This is a genomic window from Brevibacillus sp. FW301-21C12A (genome assembly GCF_058788915.1).
Genome location: NZ_JBYTBG010000022.1, coordinates 1 through 19,966 on the forward strand (window position 1 = coordinate 1; position 19,966 = coordinate 19,966).

General features: G+C 57.7%; 21 protein-coding genes. 17 read left to right on the forward strand and 4 right to left on the reverse strand.

Translation table 11 applies throughout. From position 1 onward, the window contains the following. The first annotated feature begins 324 nt into the window (after positions 1-324). The 4 genes from sdaAB (at position 325) to AC3WQH_RS14705 (ending at position 5,703) form a co-directional block, all read left to right on the forward strand. On the forward strand, positions 325-987 hold the full coding sequence (gene sdaAB, locus AC3WQH_RS14690; RefSeq protein ID WP_007779162.1) for an L-serine ammonia-lyase, iron-sulfur-dependent subunit beta: 663 nt from the start codon (positions 325-327) through the stop codon (positions 985-987). 56 nt (positions 988-1,043) lie between these two features. Continuing rightward, positions 1,044-1,928 carry an L-serine ammonia-lyase, iron-sulfur-dependent, subunit alpha gene (gene sdaAA, locus AC3WQH_RS14695; RefSeq protein ID WP_005835912.1) on the forward strand — a complete coding sequence of 295 codons (885 nt, stop codon included), beginning with the start codon at positions 1,044-1,046 and terminating at the stop codon, positions 1,926-1,928. Beyond that, entirely contained in the window at positions 1,929-3,983 is a 2,055-nt protein-coding gene (recG, locus tag AC3WQH_RS14700; protein WP_483072773.1) for an ATP-dependent DNA helicase RecG, read from the forward strand. Positions 3,984-4,167: 184 nt separating this feature from the next. Then, positions 4,168-5,703: a hypothetical protein gene (locus AC3WQH_RS14705; RefSeq protein ID WP_483072772.1), complete on the forward strand. Its 1,536-nt coding sequence runs from the start codon at positions 4,168-4,170 to the stop codon at positions 5,701-5,703. Between the two features lie 26 nt (positions 5,704-5,729). On the opposite strand, the gene AC3WQH_RS14710 is transcribed toward AC3WQH_RS14705, so the two are convergent. Continuing rightward, positions 5,730-6,215 (reverse strand): GNAT family N-acetyltransferase, encoded by a 486-nt coding sequence (locus tag AC3WQH_RS14710; protein WP_007779148.1) that lies wholly within the window; start codon positions 6,213-6,215, stop codon positions 5,730-5,732. Between the two features lie 22 nt (positions 6,216-6,237). Beyond that, positions 6,238-6,606: a VOC family protein gene (locus AC3WQH_RS14715; protein ID WP_327953462.1), complete on the reverse strand. Its 369-nt coding sequence runs from the start codon at positions 6,604-6,606 to the stop codon at positions 6,238-6,240. On the opposite strand from AC3WQH_RS14715, the gene AC3WQH_RS14720 reads away from it, so the two are divergent. From AC3WQH_RS14720 to AC3WQH_RS14775, 12 genes are all read left to right on the forward strand, one after another. Further along, the gene (locus tag AC3WQH_RS14720; protein ID WP_025846253.1) at positions 6,556-7,425 is read left to right on the forward strand and encodes an AraC family transcriptional regulator; all 870 of its coding nucleotides are present in this window, start codon (positions 6,556-6,558) and stop codon (positions 7,423-7,425) included. The genes AC3WQH_RS14715 and AC3WQH_RS14720 overlap by 51 nt on opposite strands. A gap of 177 nt (positions 7,426-7,602) precedes the next feature. After that, positions 7,603-8,844: a DNA polymerase IV gene (locus AC3WQH_RS14725; protein WP_005835925.1), complete on the forward strand. Its 1,242-nt coding sequence runs from the start codon at positions 7,603-7,605 to the stop codon at positions 8,842-8,844. Next, positions 8,841-9,221, forward strand: coding sequence for a YhjD family protein (locus tag AC3WQH_RS14730; RefSeq protein WP_005835926.1), 381 nt, complete (start codon positions 8,841-8,843; stop codon positions 9,219-9,221). Before AC3WQH_RS14725 ends, AC3WQH_RS14730 begins: the two co-directional genes overlap by 4 nt. Beyond that, positions 9,218-9,568, forward strand: a complete 351-nt coding sequence (locus AC3WQH_RS14735) for a YolD-like family protein (protein WP_005835928.1) — start codon at positions 9,218-9,220, stop codon at positions 9,566-9,568. Before AC3WQH_RS14730 ends, AC3WQH_RS14735 begins: the two co-directional genes overlap by 4 nt. A 71-nt stretch (positions 9,569-9,639) precedes the next feature. After that, on the forward strand, positions 9,640-10,395 hold the full coding sequence (locus AC3WQH_RS14740; RefSeq protein WP_007779137.1) for a C39 family peptidase: 756 nt from the start codon (positions 9,640-9,642) through the stop codon (positions 10,393-10,395). Between the two features lie 230 nt (positions 10,396-10,625). Next, positions 10,626-10,907: a hypothetical protein gene (locus tag AC3WQH_RS14745; RefSeq protein WP_005835932.1), complete on the forward strand. Its 282-nt coding sequence runs from the start codon at positions 10,626-10,628 to the stop codon at positions 10,905-10,907. Between the two features lie 125 nt (positions 10,908-11,032). Further along, positions 11,033-11,479, forward strand: a complete 447-nt coding sequence (locus tag AC3WQH_RS14750; RefSeq protein WP_005835933.1) for a helix-turn-helix domain-containing protein — start codon at positions 11,033-11,035, stop codon at positions 11,477-11,479. Positions 11,480-11,685: 206 nt separating this feature from the next. Then, positions 11,686-11,910, forward strand: a complete 225-nt coding sequence (locus AC3WQH_RS14755; protein ID WP_122952781.1) for a hypothetical protein — start codon at positions 11,686-11,688, stop codon at positions 11,908-11,910. A gap of 3 nt (positions 11,911-11,913) precedes the next feature. Continuing rightward, positions 11,914-12,348 carry an energy-coupling factor ABC transporter ATP-binding protein gene (locus AC3WQH_RS14760; protein ID WP_005835936.1) on the forward strand — a complete coding sequence of 145 codons (435 nt, stop codon included), beginning with the start codon at positions 11,914-11,916 and terminating at the stop codon, positions 12,346-12,348. After that, complete coding sequence (locus AC3WQH_RS14765) at positions 12,317-12,469, forward strand: hypothetical protein (protein WP_155808594.1); 153 nt, start codon at positions 12,317-12,319, stop codon at positions 12,467-12,469. Before AC3WQH_RS14760 ends, AC3WQH_RS14765 begins: the two co-directional genes overlap by 32 nt. A gap of 59 nt (positions 12,470-12,528) precedes the next feature. Continuing rightward, positions 12,529-14,367 (forward strand): ABC transporter ATP-binding protein, encoded by a 1,839-nt coding sequence (locus AC3WQH_RS14770; RefSeq protein WP_492332115.1) that lies wholly within the window; start codon positions 12,529-12,531, stop codon positions 14,365-14,367. Further along, complete coding sequence (locus tag AC3WQH_RS14775; RefSeq protein ID WP_492332116.1) at positions 14,336-16,072, forward strand: ABC transporter ATP-binding protein; 1,737 nt, start codon at positions 14,336-14,338, stop codon at positions 16,070-16,072. Before AC3WQH_RS14770 ends, AC3WQH_RS14775 begins: the two co-directional genes overlap by 32 nt. An 84-nt stretch (positions 16,073-16,156) precedes the next feature. On the opposite strand, the gene AC3WQH_RS14780 is transcribed toward AC3WQH_RS14775, so the two are convergent. Both AC3WQH_RS14780 and AC3WQH_RS14785 read right to left on the reverse strand, forming a co-directional pair. After that, positions 16,157-16,603: a NucA/NucB deoxyribonuclease domain-containing protein gene (locus tag AC3WQH_RS14780; RefSeq protein WP_007779117.1), complete on the reverse strand. Its 447-nt coding sequence runs from the start codon at positions 16,601-16,603 to the stop codon at positions 16,157-16,159. Positions 16,604-16,772: 169 nt separating this feature from the next. Beyond that, positions 16,773-18,080, reverse strand: a complete 1,308-nt coding sequence (locus AC3WQH_RS14785) for an MFS transporter (protein WP_005831067.1) — start codon at positions 18,078-18,080, stop codon at positions 16,773-16,775. 235 nt (positions 18,081-18,315) lie between these two features. Here AC3WQH_RS14785 and AC3WQH_RS14790 point away from each other — a divergent pair, with 235 nt between their 5' ends. Next, on the forward strand, positions 18,316-19,914 hold the full coding sequence (locus AC3WQH_RS14790) for an amidohydrolase (RefSeq protein ID WP_327990583.1): 1,599 nt from the start codon (positions 18,316-18,318) through the stop codon (positions 19,912-19,914). The last annotated feature ends 52 nt before the right edge of the window (positions 19,915-19,966 follow it).

The window sequence follows — 19,966 nt, forward strand, 5'->3', positions numbered from 1 at the left end:
TCCAAATTGGGGTGAAGTCCCTTTTTTATCCCTAGAAATCCTTGTGTCTCAAGGGCTCAGATTTCTGCAAAATGCTCTGGTATGAAAAGATTAATGCAACGCTAGTGAAACAGGACATAAAAAAAGAATTTCGATCACAGCCACACCAATTCCCCCTATAGGAATAGGTACGGTATGGGGAGGAAATGGTTTCAAAAAGAGGGACGACCGCAACAGAGGCGGCCAAACATACGCTACACTTTCCCATGTGGCGCTTTGACAGCCTGTAGGATACAATGAGAGTGAATCTTGTTGAACCCCTTTGTCATTCAGGAGGAGAACCGGTTGAAGTACAAAAGCGTATTTGATATCATCGGCCCGATCATGGTTGGACCATCCAGCTCCCATACGGCTGGCGCTGCCCGGATTGGCCGGGTGGCACGCAAGCTGTTCGGACGGCAGCCTAAGCGGGCAGACATTACTTTTTACGGCTCATTTGCGAAAACGTATCAGGGTCATGGCTCCGACGTGGCAACGGTGGCCGGGATTCTCGACTTCGATACGTCCGATTTGCGCCTGAAGCACTCGCTCTCGCTTGCGGAACAAGCAGGAATCGAAGTGGTGCTGACGACATCGGACGTGTTGACCGAGCATCCGAACACGGCACGGATCAGGCTGTCCGACGATCAAAAACAGGTGGAACTGGTCGGCGTGTCGATCGGCGGCGGAAAGATCGAGGTGCTGGAGTTAAACGGATTTTCGTTCCAGCTCGGCTTCGATACGCCGACGCTCCTCGTTTTGCATGAAGACCGTTTCGGGATGATTGCTGCCGTGGCCAAAGTGCTGACGGAGCATCGGATCAATGTCGGGTTCATGGAAGTGTCCAGGCACGAGCGCGGCTCGCGGGCCTTGATGGCGATTGAGACGGACTCGACGGTATCCCCGGAAGTGCTGGAGAAAATTCGTCAGATCCCCCATATTTTTGATGTTTCCCTGCTTTCGCTCTAGCTTGTCTTTCAGCCAGATGCGCGAAAAAAGCAGGAGCAGAGGAGTGAATCAACCAGATGTTTCGTAACGTAGCTGAACTGGTAGAATTGGCCGAATCCCAGGGCAAAAAAATCTCCCAGGTGATGATTGAAGCGGAAATGGAAGTGTCCCAGCGGACGAAAGACGCGATTATGCAAGATATGTACGCCAATCTTGACGTGATGGAAAAAGCCGTGCATCGCGGGCTTACCGAAGACATTCGCTCCCATAGCGGACTGACGGGCGGCGATGCGAAAAAGCTGCAAGACTATATGAAGAACAAGCCTTTCCTGTCCGGCCCGACGCTGCTCAACGCCGTTTCGATGTCGGTTGCGGTCAACGAAGTAAACGCGGCGATGGGAACGATCGTGGCGACGCCGACAGCAGGTGCCTGTGGGATTGTGCCGGGAACGCTGTTTGCTGTCTCGGACAAGCTGAAGCCGACGCGCGAGCAGATGGTCAACTACTTGTTCACCGCAGGCGCGATTGGCTATTGCATCGCCAATAACGCGTTCATCTCCGGCGCTGCGGGCGGCTGCCAGGCAGAGGTCGGCTCGGCGACAGCGATGGCGGCGGCCGCGATTGTCGAGATGGCGGGGGGTACCCCGGAGGAATCCGCGCAGGCAGTCGCGATTGCGCTGAAAAATATGCTCGGTCTGGTCTGTGACCCCGTAGCCGGACTGGTGGAAGTGCCGTGTGTCAAACGAAATGCGATGGGAGCCGCGATTGCGACAGTCGCAGCCGACATGGCGCTGGCGGGCATCAAGAGCGTGATCCCGACAGACGAAGTGATTGACGCGATGTATCGGATTGGCTGCTCCATGCCGACTGCGCTCAAGGAAACGGCGCAGGGCGGACTGGCGGCTACCCAGACGGGCCGTATGATCGAAGCGAAAGTATTCGGCGTACGGCTGGAGAAGTAAATGGCCGGGGTGTATCAGTCGCCTGTCTCCCTTTTGCACGGGGTAGGGGAGGAACGGGCGAAGGCATTTGCGGGACTCGGAATTCACAGCATCGGCGACTTGCTGGAGTACTTTCCTTCCCGCTATGAAGACTACCGCGTGCGCGATTTGACAGAAGTAAAAGACGGAGAGAGGGTCACGCTGGCGGGCACGGTGTACGGCGAACCCTCTGTTCGTTTTTATGGAAAACGAAAATCGCGCCTCTCCGTCAAAATGGTCATGGATCGCGTAGTGGTGACGGCGGTCTGGTTCAACCAGACGTTTGTGAAAAGCAGGCTATCGCCCGGCAAGGAAATTCTCGTGACCGGAAAATGGGACAAGCACAAGCTCCAGATTACGGTCAGCGAGATGACCGAGGTCGATTCGGAGCGGGCGACCAAACGCGGCGAGCTGGCTCCGGTCTATCCGCTTGGCGGCGATATGACGCACACGCTGCTGCGCAAGTCGATCCAGCAGGCGCTGCGGCAATACGGCAAGGACATTCCGGAAATTTTGCCGCCGGATATCGTGGAACGCTACCGGCTGATGCCGCGCGTGGCGGCGTTTCATTCGATTCACTTTCCGGAAAACGCCGAGGACGGGCGGCAGGCGCGGCGCCGGATCATGTTCGAGGAACTGTTTTTATTTCAGTTGAAAATCCAGACGCTGCGCCGCATCAATCGGCAGCAGTCGGAAGGCGTGGCCCTCGCCATTCCGATGGACGAGGTGCGGCAGTTTGTCAAAGGGCTGCCGTTTCCGCTGACCGATGCGCAAAAGCGGGTCGTCAAGGAAATACTGGACGACATGCGCGCCCCGCATGCGATGAATCGGCTGTTGCAGGGAGACGTCGGCTCAGGGAAAACCGTAGTGGCTGCGATTGCGCTTTTGGCTGCCGTGAAGGCTGGCTATCAGGGAGCATTGATGGTGCCGACCGAGATTCTCGCCGAGCAGCATGTGCAGTCGCTGACGAAGCTGTTGGCGGACTACGGCATCGAGGTCGCCTTGCTGTCCGGTTCCTTGACGGCCAAGCGCAGACGGGAGGTCATCGGCTCGCTGCAAATGGGGCTGATCGACGTCGTCGTGGGGACGCACGCGCTCATTCAGGAGGACGTGTTCTTTTCGCGGCTGGGACTGGTGATTACAGACGAGCAGCACCGCTTCGGCGTCGAGCAGCGGCGCATTTTGCGCAACAAGGGACTCACTCCCGACGTCCTGTTCATGACCGCCACGCCGATTCCCCGCACGTTGGCGATTACGGCGTTTGGCGATATGGACGTCTCGACGATCGACCAGATGCCGGCAGGCCGCAAGCCGATTGAGACGACGTGGAAAAAGCACGACCAGTTCCCGGCTGTCCTCGAGCAAATGCGCAACGAGCTGCGCAAAGGGCGGCAGGCGTACGTCATTTGCGCGCTCATCGAAGAATCGGAAAAGCTCGACGTGCAAAACGCGATTGATGTTCACGCGCAGCTTTCCCACGTCTTCCCGGAGTTCGGCGTCGGGCTCATGCACGGCCGCCTGCCTGCGAAGGAAAAAGATGCGGTGATGCAAGCTTTTCTCGCCGGGGAGCACGCCGTTCTCGTCTCGACGACGGTGGTCGAGGTCGGCGTCAACGTGCCGAACGCTACCTACATGGTCATTTACGACGCGGAGCGGTTCGGGCTTGCCCAGTTGCACCAGTTGCGCGGGCGGGTCGGGCGCGGCTCGGAGCAGTCGTACTGCGTCCTGATTGCCGATCCGAAGTCCGAGATCGGCAAAGAGCGGATGCGCGTCATGTGCGAGACGACGGACGGCTTTGAGCTGTCGCAGCGCGATTTGGAATTGCGCGGACCGGGTGACTTTTTCGGCACGAAGCAGAGCGGCTTGCCCGAGTTCAAAGTCGCTGACCTGTTGTCCGACTACAAGGCGCTGGAGGTTGCCAGACAGGAGACGGCGCGGCTGGTGGCCGACGACTCGTTTTGGCGAGACCCGGCGTACCAGTGGTTGCGCGACTATTTGCAGCGCGAAGGCGTACTCGATGGCATCGTGTTCGATTAAGGCAGCATCGAGAGGGACCTCTTGCCGCACCTGTGTGTGCGAAGGAGGTCTTTTCGCTTTTTTGTGCAAAACGACCCTCGAAAAAACGTGACGAAACGACAGCGAAAAACGTCTTTCTTCTATCAGGATGGAAAAAATTACTGGGAGAGAGGCGAGTTTTGTGTTTTTGCGAAATCTTCGAGGAATGAGCATCGCGTTGGGCTTCTCTTTGCTTGTCATGTCAGGCTGCAGCACCGCTGCAGCCGCTTCGGGAGAAAAACAAACAGGCGCAGGGCAGGCCGTGCGCGCTGCGTCCGGTCAGATTGCACCAGCGAGCGCGTCGACGAAGGCAGCGAGTGACTGGAAGCAGCCGGAGCGGCCTTTTGACTATGCGGCCATGAAAGAAGACGTGGTCATTCAACTGAACGAGGAGCCGCGCCTGCAGTCGCCACTGCGTACAGTCGTCGGCGCTGCTCCGCAAGCGTACACGCTGTTTTTCCGCGAGGAGATGGACCGGGGAAGCGTAGAGGCGGCGATTCGCAAGCATGCGAAGGAAGAAGCGGCGAGAGAGGGCCTCGGCTTCATCGAGCCAGCGTTCGCTTTTCATTGGGCGAGCAACCGCCAACTGCAAGTTCTGGTGACGCTTCCGGAACAGGAGACAAAGGAGCGGGACTGGACGGAATACGTGCTTAGCGCGGCCGGAGCCAAGTCGGCAAAAGGCGCGGTCGTCGGCGATTCCAACGCCTTTCACGCCGTCGTGCTGCCGCCTGCGCAAATTTGGCGCGTTTCCGTAGACGGCAAAGTGCGCGAAAAGCTGACTGACTTTTCCGTCATGACCAATATGGAGCTGCTCGACCGCGAGCAACGGTACGTGCTGCAGAGCCGCTTTACGAAGTATTGCGAGTGCGACGCCCGCTATCCGATGCTCTACTCGATTTACGATACGAAAACAAAGCAGCGGACTCCGTATCCGGTCGAGCTGACAGACAACTACCGCGGAGAGGGCGTATTTTTTGCCGATCGGCGCGGGTTCTTTTACGCCCAGCCGGAGCAAGGAACAACCGTTCCGAACAGCGACAGCGTCACCCGTGTCCAGGTGCAAGGGTATGTGCACGGAGCCAGCTTTAGCCACGATCAGAATCAGTTGCTGATGGCGGTGGGGCGAGCGGACCAGAAAAAAGACCTGGATCTGGTCGTGTACGACTTGGGAAAAGGAACAGAGAAGCGGATTGCCGGGGCGATCAAAGGCTGGATTCCGACGAGCGAGTTCAACGGGGAAGTGCTGCCTGTCTCCTTCCATGACGACGGCCGCTACGCCACGTTTGCCATGAGAAGCGAGGAAGCGGGCTTTGTGGAGATTCGCCAGCGCTACGACTGGAAGAGCGGCAAGGTCATCGACTGGCATCCCCCGGTTCCGGCTGATTTCTGGTCCGGGTATGTCCAGTCGACAGACGGGGAGTACCAAATGTACTGGAATGCAGGGCTGTTCAAGGGCAACGTGCAGTTGATGGACATGCGCGGCCAGGGCCTGTGGCTGCCTGGCACGCACCGCTATTTGTTTACCGAATGGGAAAAAGCCGCGCAGGAAACCGACTTGAAGCAGTCGCTGTACTTGTTTGACGCCGATACGAAGCAGCAGTCTGTGCTCGTGTCGGGCCTTCCTGCGGGGCTTTCCCTCCTGGGAGCGAGCGCGGACGGCAAATGGCTGTACGTGATGACGGATCGGACGCTGGCTTTCTAGCTTGTGACGGCTGGCCAGACCTGACGCTAGGCTTCGTACTCGTCGGCCAGCATGGATAAAACAACCAGCGATTCGTAAGTGTCCCCTGTTTTCAGGCAGTCGCGCAAGATTCCTTCTTCGCGGAAGCCTTCGGACAGGTAGAGCGCGCGGGCTACGCCGTTTGTTTCCTTGACGTCCAGCCACAGCCGATGGGCTTTTTGTTCGCGAAAAGCCCACTCTTTAATCTGGCGCAGGACACGACGGCCGTAGCCGTGCCTTTTTACTGCCATCGTAATGCGCAAGAGCTCAATCGAATGGTGCGGACTGGCCAGCCCGGCGATGATGACGTAGCCGACGGGGTGGCCTGTTTCTGTTTTCTCGGCGATCATGTGCAAGATGTCGGGATCATCCAAAGCCTCGCGGTGGCGCTCTTCCGGCCACGGAAGGATGAACGGGGCATTTTCTGGCGCTTGCTCCACGTCGCAGACGAACGGGAGGTCTGTCGGTACAGTCAGTCGCAGGCGGACGGTCATGCGGGTCACCTCTTCTTTTTTGCTAACATTTGGCTGCCATCAACGCATTTCCGTCGGGATCTTTGAAGGTGAACCAGTGCCCGTGCTGGATGGGGCTGGTCAGCTCCACGCCAAGCTCCTCCAGAAAGCGATAAGCGGCGTCGATGTCGCGGACAGCGACGAAAATGCCTCCGATTTCGGCGTGCAAGGGAGAAGCGGTCATGGGCAACAATCCCTTTCGGTGCGGTATGGTATGCTTGTTAGGAATGCCAGCCGAAGCGAGCCTGCATAATCGGGCACGAAATGTCGGATGGCTTCGTTTGGCGTCTGCTATTCTGTGGTGGTGAGGGAGGTCGTTTTCATGGATTTGCTGCAAAAGCTGAATGAAGCTTTGGACTACATCGAGGAACATCTCGCTGGCGAGATCGACTTCAAGGAAGTCGCCCGGGTGGCGTGCTGCTCGGAATACCACTTCAAAAGAATGTTCTCGTCCTTGGCGGGCATTCCGCTCTCGGAGTACATCCGGCGCAGGCGCATTACACTCGCGGCTTTCGACCTGAAAGACAGCAAGCTGAAGGTGATCGACATCGCCGTCAAGTACGGGTACAACTCGCCTGACTCGTTCGCTCGCGCCTTTGCCCAGATGCACGGGGTGACGCCCAGCGAAGCGAGAGCCAGCGGGCAGTCCTTGAAAGCCTATCCGCGAATGACCTTTCATCTATCCATCAAAGGAGGCAGTGCCATGAATTACCGCATGGAAGAAAAAGAGGCATTTCGCATCGTCGGCTTGAAGAAAAGGGTTCCGCTGATCTACAACGGGGTGAATCCCGAGATTGCCGCCATGTGGGCGTCACTCGACGCCGAGAAGATCCGCCTGCTCAAGTCGCTTTCCAATGTAGAGCCGCTCGGGATGTTGAGCGCATCCACGAACTTTTCCGACGGCCGCCTGGACAACGGCGAGCTGGACCATTACATCGGAGTGGCGACTACGCTGGACTGCCCGGAGAGCCTGGCGAAGCTGGAAGTCCCGGCCTCTACGTGGGCCGTCTTCGAAGCCGTAGGGCCTTTTCCGGATACGCTGCAGGACGTCTGGGGGCGCATCTACTCCGAGTGGTTTTTGTCTTCCGGCTACGAGCTGGCCGAAGGGCCGGAGATGCTGTGGAATGCTGACAAAGACACGACATCGCCGACGTTTCGCAGTGAAATCTGGATTCCGGTTGTCAAAAAATAACATATCATATGGGATTCGCACACGCTCGGCCAAACACCTGCCAGCGTGTGCTTGTCTTTGCAGAAATAATTACCATGTTTTTTTTCGGAGGGACAGGTATAAAAACGAACATACGTTTGCTATAATGAGAACAAAGTTCATATAGGAACACAAGTTCTTGTTCAGGGGATGATGGTGATGCCTAATGCGGGCAAACGGATTGTTTTTTTGATCGATATGCAAAGCTTTTATGCCAGCATTGAAAAAGCGGCGAATCCGGCGCTGCGCAATCAGCCGATCGTGGTCGCCGGCGATCCGCAGCGGCGCAGTGGAGTGGTGCTGGCCGCGTGTCCGATTGCGAAATCATACGGAGTGATAACGGCAGAAGCGCTGTGGCAAGCGCAACAAAAATGTCGACAGCTCGTGGTAGTGCGCCCGCGCATGGAGCACTACCTTCAGGTGTCGATGCAGATCACGCGCATCTTCCAGTCGTTTACCGATCAGGTGGAGCCGTACTCGGTCGACGAGCAGTTTCTCGATGTGACAGGCAGCGTCCACTTGTTTGGCGATCCGCTGGAGCTGGCTGCCCAGATTCGGCAGCGCGTCTGGCTGGAGACGGGAGTCAACTGCCGGGTCGGAATTGGAGAGAATAAGGTCCTCGCGAAAATGGCCTGTGACAACTTCGCCAAAAAGCAGGAAAGCGGGATATTTTGGCTCAAGCGGGCAGAGCTGGCCGACACGCTGTGGCGGCTGCCCATCGAAAAACTGTTCGGGGTAGGCTCGCGCATGAAGCGCCATTTTCACCGGATGGGCGTCTATCAGATCGGCCAGCTCGCTGCGCTCAGCCCCGCCGTGCTCATCCGCCACTGGGGCGTGAATGGCGAGGTGCTGTGGCGCACAGCGCACGGCCTGGACGACTCGCCGGTTTCGTTGAACGAATACGGGACACAAAAAGGGATCGGCCACCATATGACGTTGCCGCGCGATTACCATACGGCAAAAGAAATCAAGGTCGTGCTGTTGGAATTGTGCGAGGAAGTGTGCCGACGGGCGCGGCAAAAAGAACGGATGGGCTCGGTGCTCTCCATCGGCTGTCGCGGCGCGAATCTGGCGGCTGGCGAAGGTTTTGGCCGCCAGATGAAGCTTGCGGAAGCGACGAATGACGCCATGGCGCTGTACGAAGCGGCTTGTCGCCTGTTTGAGCGGCACTGGACAGGGGGGCCTGTGCGCAGCATTGGCGTCACGCTAGGGCAGCTCGTGCCTGATAATATCGTGCAACTGAATTTGTTTACAGACACGCACAAGCGCCGCTCGCTTGCCCAGGCGATGGACGACATTCGGGCGCGCTTTGGCCAGGATGCGATTTTGCGAGCGGCCTCAGCCTTGGAGGCGGGGCAGGCCAAGGAGCGTGCCCGCAAGATCGGAGGGCATTACAAGTGACAGAGCCGATGCCGTCAGGAGAAGCGAGGGAGCAAGAGCTGGTGCGTCAATATATTTTGTTTGGCATCCTGTTTCACGCGGTGATGGCGGATGCGGGGCAGATGGGAGTTGTACCGCTGAAGCTGTCTTATCAGGACGTGTTCCAGGAGCTCTCCCGCTGGGCAGAGCGTAAGCATCAGCAATTGCGCCGTCATTTGCGGCAACTCGGATGCACGATTGTCAGCGCTCGCCGCGAGGATTATGCGTACGTGGTTCATTACCGGCAGCGCGGGTACTTGCGGGAAGCGAGCTATATCATTGAGGTGTTGCGCGCCGAGTGCCAGGAGCTTGTCGGCGCATGGGTACGAGATCATCACCAAGGAGAGAAGCGAGCATGAGAGAGACACGCGTATCCAAAAAGGAAAATTTGTTCGTCTCGAGCCGGTTTGTGTTGCCGGAGCATCGGGAAATGTACGTGCGCATGAAGGAAGAGGAGCGCCGCTACGTGCCGCCCGAGCTGGACCAGGAGCAACTGGGAGCGCTAAGCGAGCTGGTGTGGCAGGCGTTCCAGACAAAGAGCGTTTTGACGTTGACGTACTATGACGGGCAGGCGCCGCGCCGCTTGTCGGCACAGGTCGTGCACATAGATCAGGCAGCGCGGCGATTGAAGCTGCGGGCCGGCTCCGAGATGCACTGGCTTTCGTTTGCCCGCTTGCTGCATGCGGAGCTGGCAGCGCCTTTCTAAAACTAACCATTCATGCGCGACTGTCTGGCCGGGCCACCCTGTGGGTAAAAGACAAAGGAGTGGCGTGAACGTTGAGTTGGGCAAGGAACATTACATGGGCAGCCGCGTTTGCCATGCTGGCGGGCTGCACACTTCCGCAGGAACAGGCGGACCCGGCACGTGACCCTGTCGCGCCCGCGCGTGTGCAGCAGGAGAAGCTGTTCGACCTGTCGCCGCAGCAAGCACCGCGACCAGCCAAAATGATGCTGGATGTCCCGATTATTAGCCAGAAGCCGGAGCTGCACAACGGCTGTGAAGTAACGAGCCTGGCGATGCTGCTGAGGCATGCCGGACAAAACGTCGACAAACGGGTGCTGGCCGAGCAAGTGCCCAAAGATCCTGAGCCGTTGGTGAAGGAACAAGGGGACATCAAGGAATGGGGAGATCCGAACATCGGGTTTGTCGGCGACATGACAGGGGTGCGCAAAGGCTTCGCCGTTTACAACAAGCCGCTGGAAAAGCTGCTGCGCCGCTACATGGGCGAGCGGACGGTCAATTTGACCGGGGCATCCTACCAGGCGCTTTTGGACCAGGTGGCAGCGGGGCGTCCGGTCGTGATCTGGGCGACCGGAGATTTTCAACTGCCTACCGAGTGGGAGAGCTGGTACAAGGACGGGAAAAAAGTGGTAGCTCCTTTTGACGAGCACGCTGTCTTGCTGGTGGGCTATGACGAGACTTACGCGTACGTCAACGATCCGCTTACGGGAGCAAAGCAGCAGAAGGTCGCGCACAAGGCTTTGGAGTCGAGCTGGACAGCGCTGGGCAAACAGGCGATCAGCTATCAATGAAGCAAAAAAGGGCTCTTGGCAAAAAGGCAAGCCGCAAAAAACAGCGTGCCGCGCTGAAACGGTGTGTGTGAAGAAGATGCGGGATTCCTGAAACGAAAAGCGGTCAAAAACAACCGTTTTTCGTCTTTTTTTGGCCGAAACGCTTTTTGCCAGAACGGACTGTTTCCCTGTATTGTTAGGATATCTTTTTTGAAGCAGATATCTGATGGATAGGACAAAGGAGATTTTACATGCTAGCACAAGAAATGGGTGTCATGTTCACCAAGCATGCCGATCAAATTACTTCCAAACGTTGGGGGGATTTTATTCAGCAGTTGGAGGAAAAAGGCTTGTACGTGCTTATCGAGACGGACACGATCGGACGGGTAATGAGCCCTTTGGGCGGATTGATGCCCATGCCCTGTAAGAGCGAAACGCTCCACATTGTGACAGCGGATGAGCTGGAACAGCGCGGTTTGCCGCTCGGTCACCACATCGTGACCAAGCCAAAAGAAAAAACAACGACTGCGTAATTGTAAAGCGAACGGACGAAACCTTTTCTGCCCGGTGAATTTCTGGGCGGCAAAGGTTTTTTTGTGCATGCCGATTAGTGGCAAAGAAGCGAATTTCATTGATAATGAGAATCAAAATCAATATAATGGAAGAAAATGTGCAAGCCAGCGACGGTTGTTCGCTTACCATACATGCCGGACTAAAAAGAGGATGGGACAGATGCGTATTCAAGCCGAATTTTCACAGTTTACGGAGTCGGCTGGAAAAGGCCAAGCTGCTCCTGGAAAGAGAGCGGATCAGCGTCAGCGAGGCGGCGTTGCTCGTGGGCTACAGCAATTTCAGCCATTTTGCCTCGATTTTTCGCAAAACGTACGGCATCAACCCGAGCTGTACGGCAAACGGGTCGAGAAACGATAAACCAGCGAGAAAGGCGCTCTGTTGCATGTTGCAGGGCGTCTTTTTTGTACAGACAAGAAGGGAGAAGATTCTGAGCAGTATAAGGGCGACATCGCGAGGCTGCGAACAAAGGGAGAAAGCGAGACTTGTGTCCTTTGCCATTTGGGGACGAAAAGCTCGCAGCCCAGTGTTCTAGTGAATGGGGCGCGGCGTTTTGCCCCGAAAAACAGGGCCGACTGCTTGCGTTGCGCGCAACTCACCGTCAGCGCATGACCGTGAGAAATGGGCAATTTCTCCGTCCAGGGGCAGCGTCTCTCCGTGAAATGGCGGTAAAGGCCAGGGCCTTCCCCTTATGATGAAGAGGGAAAACAGAAAGCAGCAAGCGCTAGAGAGGGGAACCCAATGAAAACAGGCTTGGAGAAGGCGGGACGCGTCCAGCGATATTGGAGGACAAAGGACCTGCTGATGGCAGGACTGCTCGGTGTCGTCTTTGCCATCGTCATCATTGGCGTGAATTACGTTTACATGCTGGCGGCATGGCTCTCCCGGGCGTTGTGCCACGCGCTTTTGCAGGCAGGCTTGCTCGCGGACTATCGCGTGAACCTGGCGAACCGGACAGGACGGTAGCCGATGGTAAGCGGCGTACTGGAAGCGCGGAATGTCTGCTTTGGCTACGACGACGCGGAGCAGCTTGTCATCCGCAACGTGACTTTTCGCGTGCAAACAGGCGAGCTGCTGCTCGTCATAGGAGCATCGGGCGCGGGCAAAAGCACGCTGGTTCTCGCGCTGAACGGCTTGATTCCCCACGCGCTCCAAGGCAGCTATGACGGCGAGGTCCGGGTCGCCGGGCGAAACACGCGGGAGGCGACAGTAGGCGAGCTGGCGATGCACGTCGGGATGGTGTTTCAGGACCCGGAAGCCCAACTGGTTGCGTTTACGGTGGAGGACGAGGTGGCGTTCGGTCTGGAAAACCTGTGCCTGGAGCGGGCAGAGATGGAGCAGCGCATCACGCGGGCCTTGCGCGAAGTCGGGCTTGCCGACCAGCGGCAAAAAGCAGAAAAGTGAATTTCACCGGGCAGACTGGCAGTTTATCCTGCTGCACTGGCTGTTGTCCGGGCTGCTGGTTGTCGGGCTTGCCGCATCCGGTTTGCTCGGGGACATCTCGTTTCTCAAAATGTTTGCATAGGCCTGCTTGCTTGCCAAAAAAGCAGGCCGCATAACTTCGCTGGAAAGGAGTGGAGTAGGATGAGCGAGAAAAAAGGAGTGCTTCGTCTGTTGGAAATCGCAGACGAAAAACGCAGCCTGCTGGTTGTCTCGGGGATTTTGTCGTCCTTGAGCGCGATCTGCATGCTGATTCCTTACGCATCCGTCTATTTTATTTTGCAGGAGCTATTGCTCCATGCCTCGGCTCCGGCGAATGCCGACGGGGCGTACATGGTCCGCTGGGGAGTGAGCGCGCTGGCCGGACTGGTCGGCAGTCTCATTCTGATGTACGCAGGCGGGATGGTTTCGCATATCGCTGCTTTTCGCATTTTGTACGGCTTGCGCGTCAAGCTGGCTTCGCATATTGGCCGACTGCCGCTGGGCTGGCTGAACGGAACGTCGACGGGGGCCGTGAAAAAGACGCTGGAGCAAAACGTGGAAAAAGTAGAGACGTTTGTCGCGCACCAATTGCCCGATCTGGTGCAGGTGATCGTGACGACGGTTGTGATGATCGGCGTCATGTTTTACCTGAATGTGTGGCTGGCGCTCGCCTGCGTAGTGCCAATCGTCCTCGCGCTGCTGGTGCAGGTCCTGTCGTTTGCCAGTACGAGAACAAAAGAAAATGTCAGGAAGTACTACGACTCGCTGGAGCGGATGAACGGATCGGCCGTCCAGTACGTGCGTGGCATGCCGGCGATTAAAGTGTTCGGGCAAACCGTTCACTCTTTTCGGCGTTTTTACGCGGACATGATTGCGTATCGAGACTACTGTGTCAAGCATACGAACGCTTTTCAAACCGGCTATTTGACGTTCAAGGTGATTTTGGGCTCGTTCGCCGCCTTCATTTTGCCTGTGGGCGTGTTTTTGTTGAGCCGCGACCCGCAAAACGTCGCTTTTGCGTCTGTCCTGCTCTTTTTCCTCGTCATGGCGCCCGGCATTTCCGCGCCGATGTTCAAGATCATGTTTTTGACCTCGACTTTGCGCGACATTGGCGAAGGGGTGGAGCGGATGGATCGGATTTTCGCCGAGCCGCCTGTCGCCGAGCCGCTTGCTTCCAGGCAGCCCGAGCATTTTGATGTGCAGTTTGACGACGTCTCGTTTGCTTACTCCACGGAGGGCGAGGCAGGCAAAGAAGCTCTTTCCCGCGTGTCCTTTCTCGCTCGCCACGGGCAGGTGACGGCGCTCGTCGGTCCGTCCGGGGCAGGCAAGTCTACGGTGGCGAACCTCATCCCGCGCTTTTGGGATGTGCAGGAAGGGGCAATCCGCATCGGCGGCGTAGACACTCGGGAAATGTCCAGCTCTGATTTGATGAATACCGTCGCGTTTGTGTTCCAGGAGACGTTTTTGTTTTACGACACGGTGTACAACAACATCGCGGTCGGGATGCCGGACGCGGCGCCCGAGGCGGTCTATACCGCAGCCAAGGCCGCGCAGTGCCACGCGTTTATTCAAAAGCTCCCGCAAGGCTACGACACGCTGATCGGGGAAGACGGCGTCTATTTGTCGGGAGGAGAGGAGCAGCGCGTGGCGGTAGCCCGGGCGATTTTGAAAAACGCTCCGATTCTCGTGCTCGATGAAGCGACCGCTTTTGCCGACCCGGAAAACGAGTACGAAATGCAGTTGGCGCTGGCCGAGCTGGTAAAAGGCAAAACCGTCATCGTCATTGCGCACCGTCTGTCGACGATCCGCGAGGCCGACCAGATTTTGGTCATGCAAAAAGGCAAGGTCGTCGAGCAAGGACGGCACGAAGCGCTGCTTCAGGCAAACGGCTTGTACGCGCGGATGTGGGCGGCGTACACAGATGCCCAGAACTGGCAGATCGGGAAACAGAGAGGGAGGGTGGATACCGATGAGCATGCTCAGCAATATTACAGCCGGTAAACCGCGGGCGCTGCTAAAGCCGGTTATCTATACGACGCTGGCCAACCTCGCAAGCATTGTGCCGTTTGCCTTGCTGGTCGAGGCGACGCGCCTGGTTTTCGAGCCGTTTGTCCATCCGGACGCGCCGCTTGACACGACGAGGCAATGGTGGGTATGCGTTTGGCTCGTCGTCTCGCTATTGCTTTTGTTTGCGGCGGAGATGCCCGCTTACCGCACGCAGTTTCGCGGTGCCTACAGCGTGGCGGCAGAAGGGCGGGCCAGGCTCGCCGAGCATTTGCGCAAGCTGTCGCTCGGCTATTTGAACAAACGCGACCCGGGCGATTTGGCGAACATGATGATGGGCGATTTCACGATGGTCGAGCACGGGATTTCCCACCTCGTGCCGCAAATGATCGGGGCGCTGCTCATGCCTGTCATCGCCATTACCGGGCTGTCCTTTATCGACTGGCGCATGGCGCTGGCCTTGTTTGCTGCCTTTCCAGTCGCGATCCTGCTCGTGCTCGCGACGTCCGGGCTGCAGCGAAAGCTGGGCGCCCAGCATATGCGGGCCAAAATCGACGCAGCCAACCGCTTGCAGGAATATTTGAACGGCATCCGCGTCATCAAGGCGTACAACTTGACGGGTGAGCGCTTCGTGCGGCTGGAGCGGTCGTTTCGCGAGTTCATGCGGCAAAGCATTCGCATCGAAGGCTTGCTCGGCCCGATTGTGCTCTGTGCTATCGCCTTCATCCGGGCCGGACTCACGCTCATGGTCATGACAGGAGTGTACTTGCTGGTGGGAGGCAGCCTCGACCTGATTACATTCGTCCTATTCCTTCTGGTCGGCACGCGCATTTTCGACCCGTTGACTACCGCGCTTGTCAACTATGCCGAATTTCGTTACCACGAGCAGGCCGGGGAGCGGATTGTGCAACTGCTGGGGGAGCCGATCATGCCAGGCGAGCTGCAGCCGCCGGAGGAAAACGACGTGACGCTCGAACGTGTCTCGTTCGGGTACAACGAAAACATGGCGCTGAACAACGTCAGCATGCGCATGCCAACCGGCTCGTTTACAGCTTTGGTCGGGCCGTCCGGCAGCGGAAAAAGCACGGTGCTGCGCCTGATCGCCCGCTTTTACGACCCGACTGAGGGCCAGGTGCTGCTGGGGCAAAAGCCGCTGGCGAGCATGGACCCGGAGGCGCTCCTGTCCCGCATATCCATGGTGTTTCAGGACGTCTATTTGTTCCAGGACACGATTGCCAACAACATTCGCTTCGGAAAAAGGGACGCGACGCAGGAGGAGATCGAAGCGGCGGCCAGGCAAGCGTGCTGCCACGACTTCATCGTGCAGCTTCCGAACGGCTACGAGACGATGGTAGGCGAGGGCGGCAGCACGCTGTCCGGCGGGGAAAAGCAACGAATTTCCATCGCGCGGGCGATTCTGAAAAATGCGCCAATCGTCCTGCTGGATGAGGCGACTGCCTCGCTCGATCCGGAAAACGAAGCGCAGATTCAAAAAGCGATTGATACGCTGATTGAGGGCCGAACCGTGATTGCGATTGCGCATCGGCTGAAAACGATTCGTCACGCCGACAACATCTACGTGCTGGACAAAGGCCGCGTCGTCGAAGCAGGGACGCACGACGAGCTGGTTGAGCGGCAAGGTCTGTATGCCAGGTTGTGGCGGCTGCAGCAGGAGTCGAGCGGCTGGCGCATTTCTTCCTGAACGGGAAAAGACAAAACCCGCCTGGCACACGTCGTCCAGGCGGGTTTTTCTCGGGCGCCAAAAAGCGAGGCGCAGCCGCGTTTTCTAATGCGCGGGCTGATCGTCAATGACAATCTGCACGCGGGTGCCGTCCGGGTAATCCTCAAGCTGGTTGGCAATCCACGAGCCTGCTCCGCGGTTGTCGGAAGGGGAGACGTAAGCGATATCGGCGCCCTTGCCGCCTTCCTTGCACATCGCCATCGGCCACTCGTCCCGATCGTAGCCGCGCTTCGTCGGAATGCCGGAAAGCGATTCCTCGCGATGCTTGTCCGCCGCTTTGCGGTCGATGGTACAGACGGCAGGCTGGCCTTTTTCGATGGCGGAGCGAATGTGCTGCGCCGTCTCGGGATACCGTTCGCGGGGAAAATGCAAAATGACATCCGCCTGCGTCGCAGCGCTGTCGGTCGGGACGCCCTGCTGCTCGGCAAACAGGCCGAAGTAGCCGAGGCCGAGCAAAAACGCGAGGATGAATAAAATGCGTTTGACTTTCACGGTTTCTCTCCTTCATCCATTTATGTACGCGCCAAAAAGGGCAGTTGATCTCACGGGCGATAACCGTGGAGATCGACTGCCCTTTGGTTCATTATACCAATGGCTGGTCAGCGTGCTAAGTAAAAACTTTGCGAATCAACAGCCCCGTGCTTTTTGCCAGGAGCCGGGGCTACGCGCGGCTCTGCTTTGCGTTTGCCGCAGAAAACAGTCTGGTCATGCACAGCCAGGCGATCAGCGGTCCTGTGCCGATGGCGAATACGAGCCAGTTCAGCGTGAGCGCAGAGACGCTGAACGAGGTAACCAACAAAAACAGCGAGATTCCCAGCAGCCTGCCGACATCGAGCGCGAACTCGCGCAGGACGACGTATTCGACCCGGTTGCGCGCACTTTGTTCATTGGTGCCGATCAAGTCAAAGACAGTCGAGATCATCGGCATCGAAAACAGCGGGTAGGCGATCGAGACGGCGATTCCGAAAGCGAGCAGCGTCACATAGCTCACCTGCCAGAAAAATAGGAGCAAGATGCCGGACATCACGATCGCTCCGATGAGCATGCCCCATTTGCGGTAGCGCGGAGCGTACCATTTGGCCGCAGCATAGTAGCTGCACAGCCCGACCGCCGATGTAATCAGCCAGAAGTTGCCGAGCGTCATCTCGCTTTTGGTGGCAATGTACACGAACAGCCCGATGATGAAGCCGAACACGCCCTCGCGCATCCCTTGCGCGGCCAGTGCGGCGGCAGCCCAGCGCCACTCCGGCTGTTCGCGCAGACAGCGAAAGGAGAAGCCCCAGGCGTACAACCCTTCCGATTGGCGCTTTTTCAGAAAAAAGCTGATGATGCCGCCGACGACAAACAAAGCGAGCGAGAGGGCGAAGATCAGGCGGTAGCCACTGCTGCCAGGCAGCCGGGAAATGAGCCAGCCCGACAGCCACGGAGCAAGCATGCCGCCGACAGAAGCGAGCAAGCCTGCCCAGCCGTTGAAACGGTCGCGGTTGTCCGGTCCGGTAATCTCGAAGTAGACGACATTGAAGGCAAGCCAAAAAAAGCCGACCGCCATCCCTTGCACCAGCCCGAGCGGGACAGCGTACGAGACGGCTAAAGGACCTGCCAGCAGCACGAGCATGTAAAAAAGCGCCGAGCCTGCCATCCCTGCCCGCAAGATGTTCATTTTGTTGAACCGTTTGACGTAGGCGCCCGCGATCCAAAAGGTCAGGGCGCCAGCCAGATGGGTAGCAAATGTGAACCAGGCGATAGGGGCAAACTGGCTTTTTACCTTCCATAAATAGACGTTCACGAACGTGCCGGAGAGCGAGCCTGCGGCGATGAACAGTCCGTTCACCAGCAGCAGGAGCCGGGCCTGGCTGTCCAGCTCCCCCGGCTTGTGCTGCTCGGGAGAAGCGGTGCCCGCCGATTTCGCAAAGCTGTTGTTCTGCGGCTGGAAAAGAGCAGAAAGGCGGTTCTTCGTTTTTTGCTGCATACGATCACCCCGCTTCGTTAGTGGGCCATGAACATAACGTGCCCCACCTGGCAAGCTTTCAACAGGATGCAAAGCAAGTACCAGATTTTCCTTGATTTAGAAAAGGCTTTCAGCTATTGGCGGCCCAGGAAGCAGAAAGCCGAAGTTTTTTTCAGAATAGGAAGGAAAAAGGTGATTGGCAAACAAATAAGGAGAGGGGATAGCGAAGGATCGCAATTCACAAGGGGGAACCAACATGGCGACGACCATTTTCAAAAACGGCCGCATCTACACGGGAGATTCGAGACATTTGTTTGTGGAGGCTGTTGTCGTGCGGGACGGGCTGGTCCACGATCTGGGCAGCGACGCGGACATGCTGCTGCAATACGGGCGAAGCGATGCGCAGGTGATTGACTTGCATGGCTGCACGGCAACGCCGGGTCTGATTGACAGTCACCTGCATCTCGGCTGGCTCGGACTGACCTTTTTGCAGCTAGATTTGCGGACAGCGTGCTCCAAGGACGAGATGTTGTCCCTCATCAGACAAAAGGCGGAGCAAACTGCCGCGAACGAATGGGTACAAGGCTTTGGCTGGGATGAGAACCTGTTTGTCGACGGCGGCGGCATCCCGACGATCGAGGAGCTGGACGCAGTAGCGCCGCATTGCCCGATTTTCTTGCCGCGCATTTGTGGACATGCGAACCTGGTCAATTCCCGGGCATTGGAGCTGTGCGGCTACCACCCGGACATCGAGGTTCCGGCCGGGGGCGTGATCGTGCGCGATTCGGCCACAGGAAAACCGACAGGCATGCTCTTGGAGACGGCGTCCAACCTGATTACGAAGCACATCCCCAAGCCTGGCTACGAGACGCTGAAAAACAGCTTGCGCAGCTCGATTCGCTACGCGATGGAGCACGGCCTGACAGGGGCGCATACCGAAGACTTGCGCGAGCTGAACGGGCTGGCGCAAACGTACCGGCTGTACGACGAGCTGGTCAACGGGGAGGGGCTTGGACTGCGCAGCCATTTGCTGGTCTACTACCCGCACATGCACGAACTGCGTGATTTGAACATGACGGCAGGCTCCGGCAATAGCCACGTGCAGATTGGCGCGGTGAAAATTTTTGCGGACGGGGCATTGGGCCGCAGAACCGCTTACTTGTCCGCGCCGTATGCGGACGATCCGACGACGAGCGGCTATCCCGTGCACGAGCAGGAGGAGCTGACCGAGCTGGTGCGGCAAGCCCGCGAGCTGGGGATGCCGATTGCCGTACATACGATTGGCGACAAGGCGCTGGAAATGGTACTCGACAGCCTCGACCAGTTCCCGGCTGTAGCCTATCGCGACCGGCTGATTCACACGCAGATTTTGCGCCCGGACTTGCTGGCGCGGCTGAACCATCCTAACCGGATCGCCGACATCCAGCCGCGTTTTCTCGCCGGAGACTTCCCGTGGGTCATCGACCGGGTGGGAGAGGAACGCATCCAGCATTCGTACATCTGGAAAACGATGATGAAACAAGGGATTATATGCGCGGCAGGCTCCGACACGCCAGTCGAGCCGATCAACCCGCTGCTCGGCATCCATGCCGCCGTGACGCGCAAGGCTCCGGGCGAGATGCACGACGGCTATCTCCCGCAGGAAAAGCTGACGATGGAGGAAGCGCTCCATCTGTTTACGCTGGGCGGAGCGCAAGTCACCAACGAAGACCACGTAAAAGGAACGCTGTCGCGCGGCAAATACGCGGACATGACGGTTTACTCCCGCGATTTGTTTGCCATCGACCCGGATGAGCTGCTCGACACAAAGGTCGTGATGACCGTCATCGGCGGCAAGGTCGTCTACAACAAATAGGAAAAACAGGTCGCGCCATCCAAACGACAAGAAAACCGGCTTTCGCATACGG

What these genes read in the sequence shown, in the direction of transcription:
- sdaAA (WP_005835912.1), top strand. Translation starts at nt 1,044, where the DNA reads ATGTTTCGTAACGTAGCTGAACTGGTAGAATTGGCCGAATCCCAGGGC.
- recG (WP_483072773.1), top strand. Translation starts at nt 1,929, where the DNA reads ATGGCCGGGGTGTATCAGTCGCCTGTCTCCCTTTTGCACGGGGTAGGG.
- AC3WQH_RS14705 (WP_483072772.1), top strand. Translation starts at nt 4,168, where the DNA reads ATGAGCATCGCGTTGGGCTTCTCTTTGCTTGTCATGTCAGGCTGCAGC.
- AC3WQH_RS14710 (WP_007779148.1), bottom strand. Translation starts at nt 6,215, where the DNA reads ATGACCGTCCGCCTGCGACTGACTGTACCGACAGACCTCCCGTTCGTC.
- AC3WQH_RS14720 (WP_025846253.1), top strand. Translation starts at nt 6,556, where the DNA reads ATGGATTTGCTGCAAAAGCTGAATGAAGCTTTGGACTACATCGAGGAA.
- AC3WQH_RS14715 (WP_327953462.1), bottom strand. Translation starts at nt 6,606, where the DNA reads ATGTTCCTCGATGTAGTCCAAAGCTTCATTCAGCTTTTGCAGCAAATC.
- AC3WQH_RS14725 (WP_005835925.1), top strand. Translation starts at nt 7,603, where the DNA reads ATGCCTAATGCGGGCAAACGGATTGTTTTTTTGATCGATATGCAAAGC.
- AC3WQH_RS14735 (WP_005835928.1), top strand. Translation starts at nt 9,218, where the DNA reads ATGAGAGAGACACGCGTATCCAAAAAGGAAAATTTGTTCGTCTCGAGC.
- AC3WQH_RS14745 (WP_005835932.1), top strand. Translation starts at nt 10,626, where the DNA reads ATGCTAGCACAAGAAATGGGTGTCATGTTCACCAAGCATGCCGATCAA.
- AC3WQH_RS14750 (WP_005835933.1), top strand. Translation starts at nt 11,033, where the DNA reads ATGGAAGAAAATGTGCAAGCCAGCGACGGTTGTTCGCTTACCATACAT.
- AC3WQH_RS14755 (WP_122952781.1), top strand. Translation starts at nt 11,686, where the DNA reads ATGAAAACAGGCTTGGAGAAGGCGGGACGCGTCCAGCGATATTGGAGG.
- AC3WQH_RS14760 (WP_005835936.1), top strand. Translation starts at nt 11,914, where the DNA reads ATGGTAAGCGGCGTACTGGAAGCGCGGAATGTCTGCTTTGGCTACGAC.
- AC3WQH_RS14770 (WP_492332115.1), top strand. Translation starts at nt 12,529, where the DNA reads ATGAGCGAGAAAAAAGGAGTGCTTCGTCTGTTGGAAATCGCAGACGAA.
- AC3WQH_RS14775 (WP_492332116.1), top strand. Translation starts at nt 14,336, where the DNA reads ATGAGCATGCTCAGCAATATTACAGCCGGTAAACCGCGGGCGCTGCTA.
- AC3WQH_RS14785 (WP_005831067.1), bottom strand. Translation starts at nt 18,080, where the DNA reads ATGCAGCAAAAAACGAAGAACCGCCTTTCTGCTCTTTTCCAGCCGCAG.
- AC3WQH_RS14790 (WP_327990583.1), top strand. Translation starts at nt 18,316, where the DNA reads ATGGCGACGACCATTTTCAAAAACGGCCGCATCTACACGGGAGATTCG.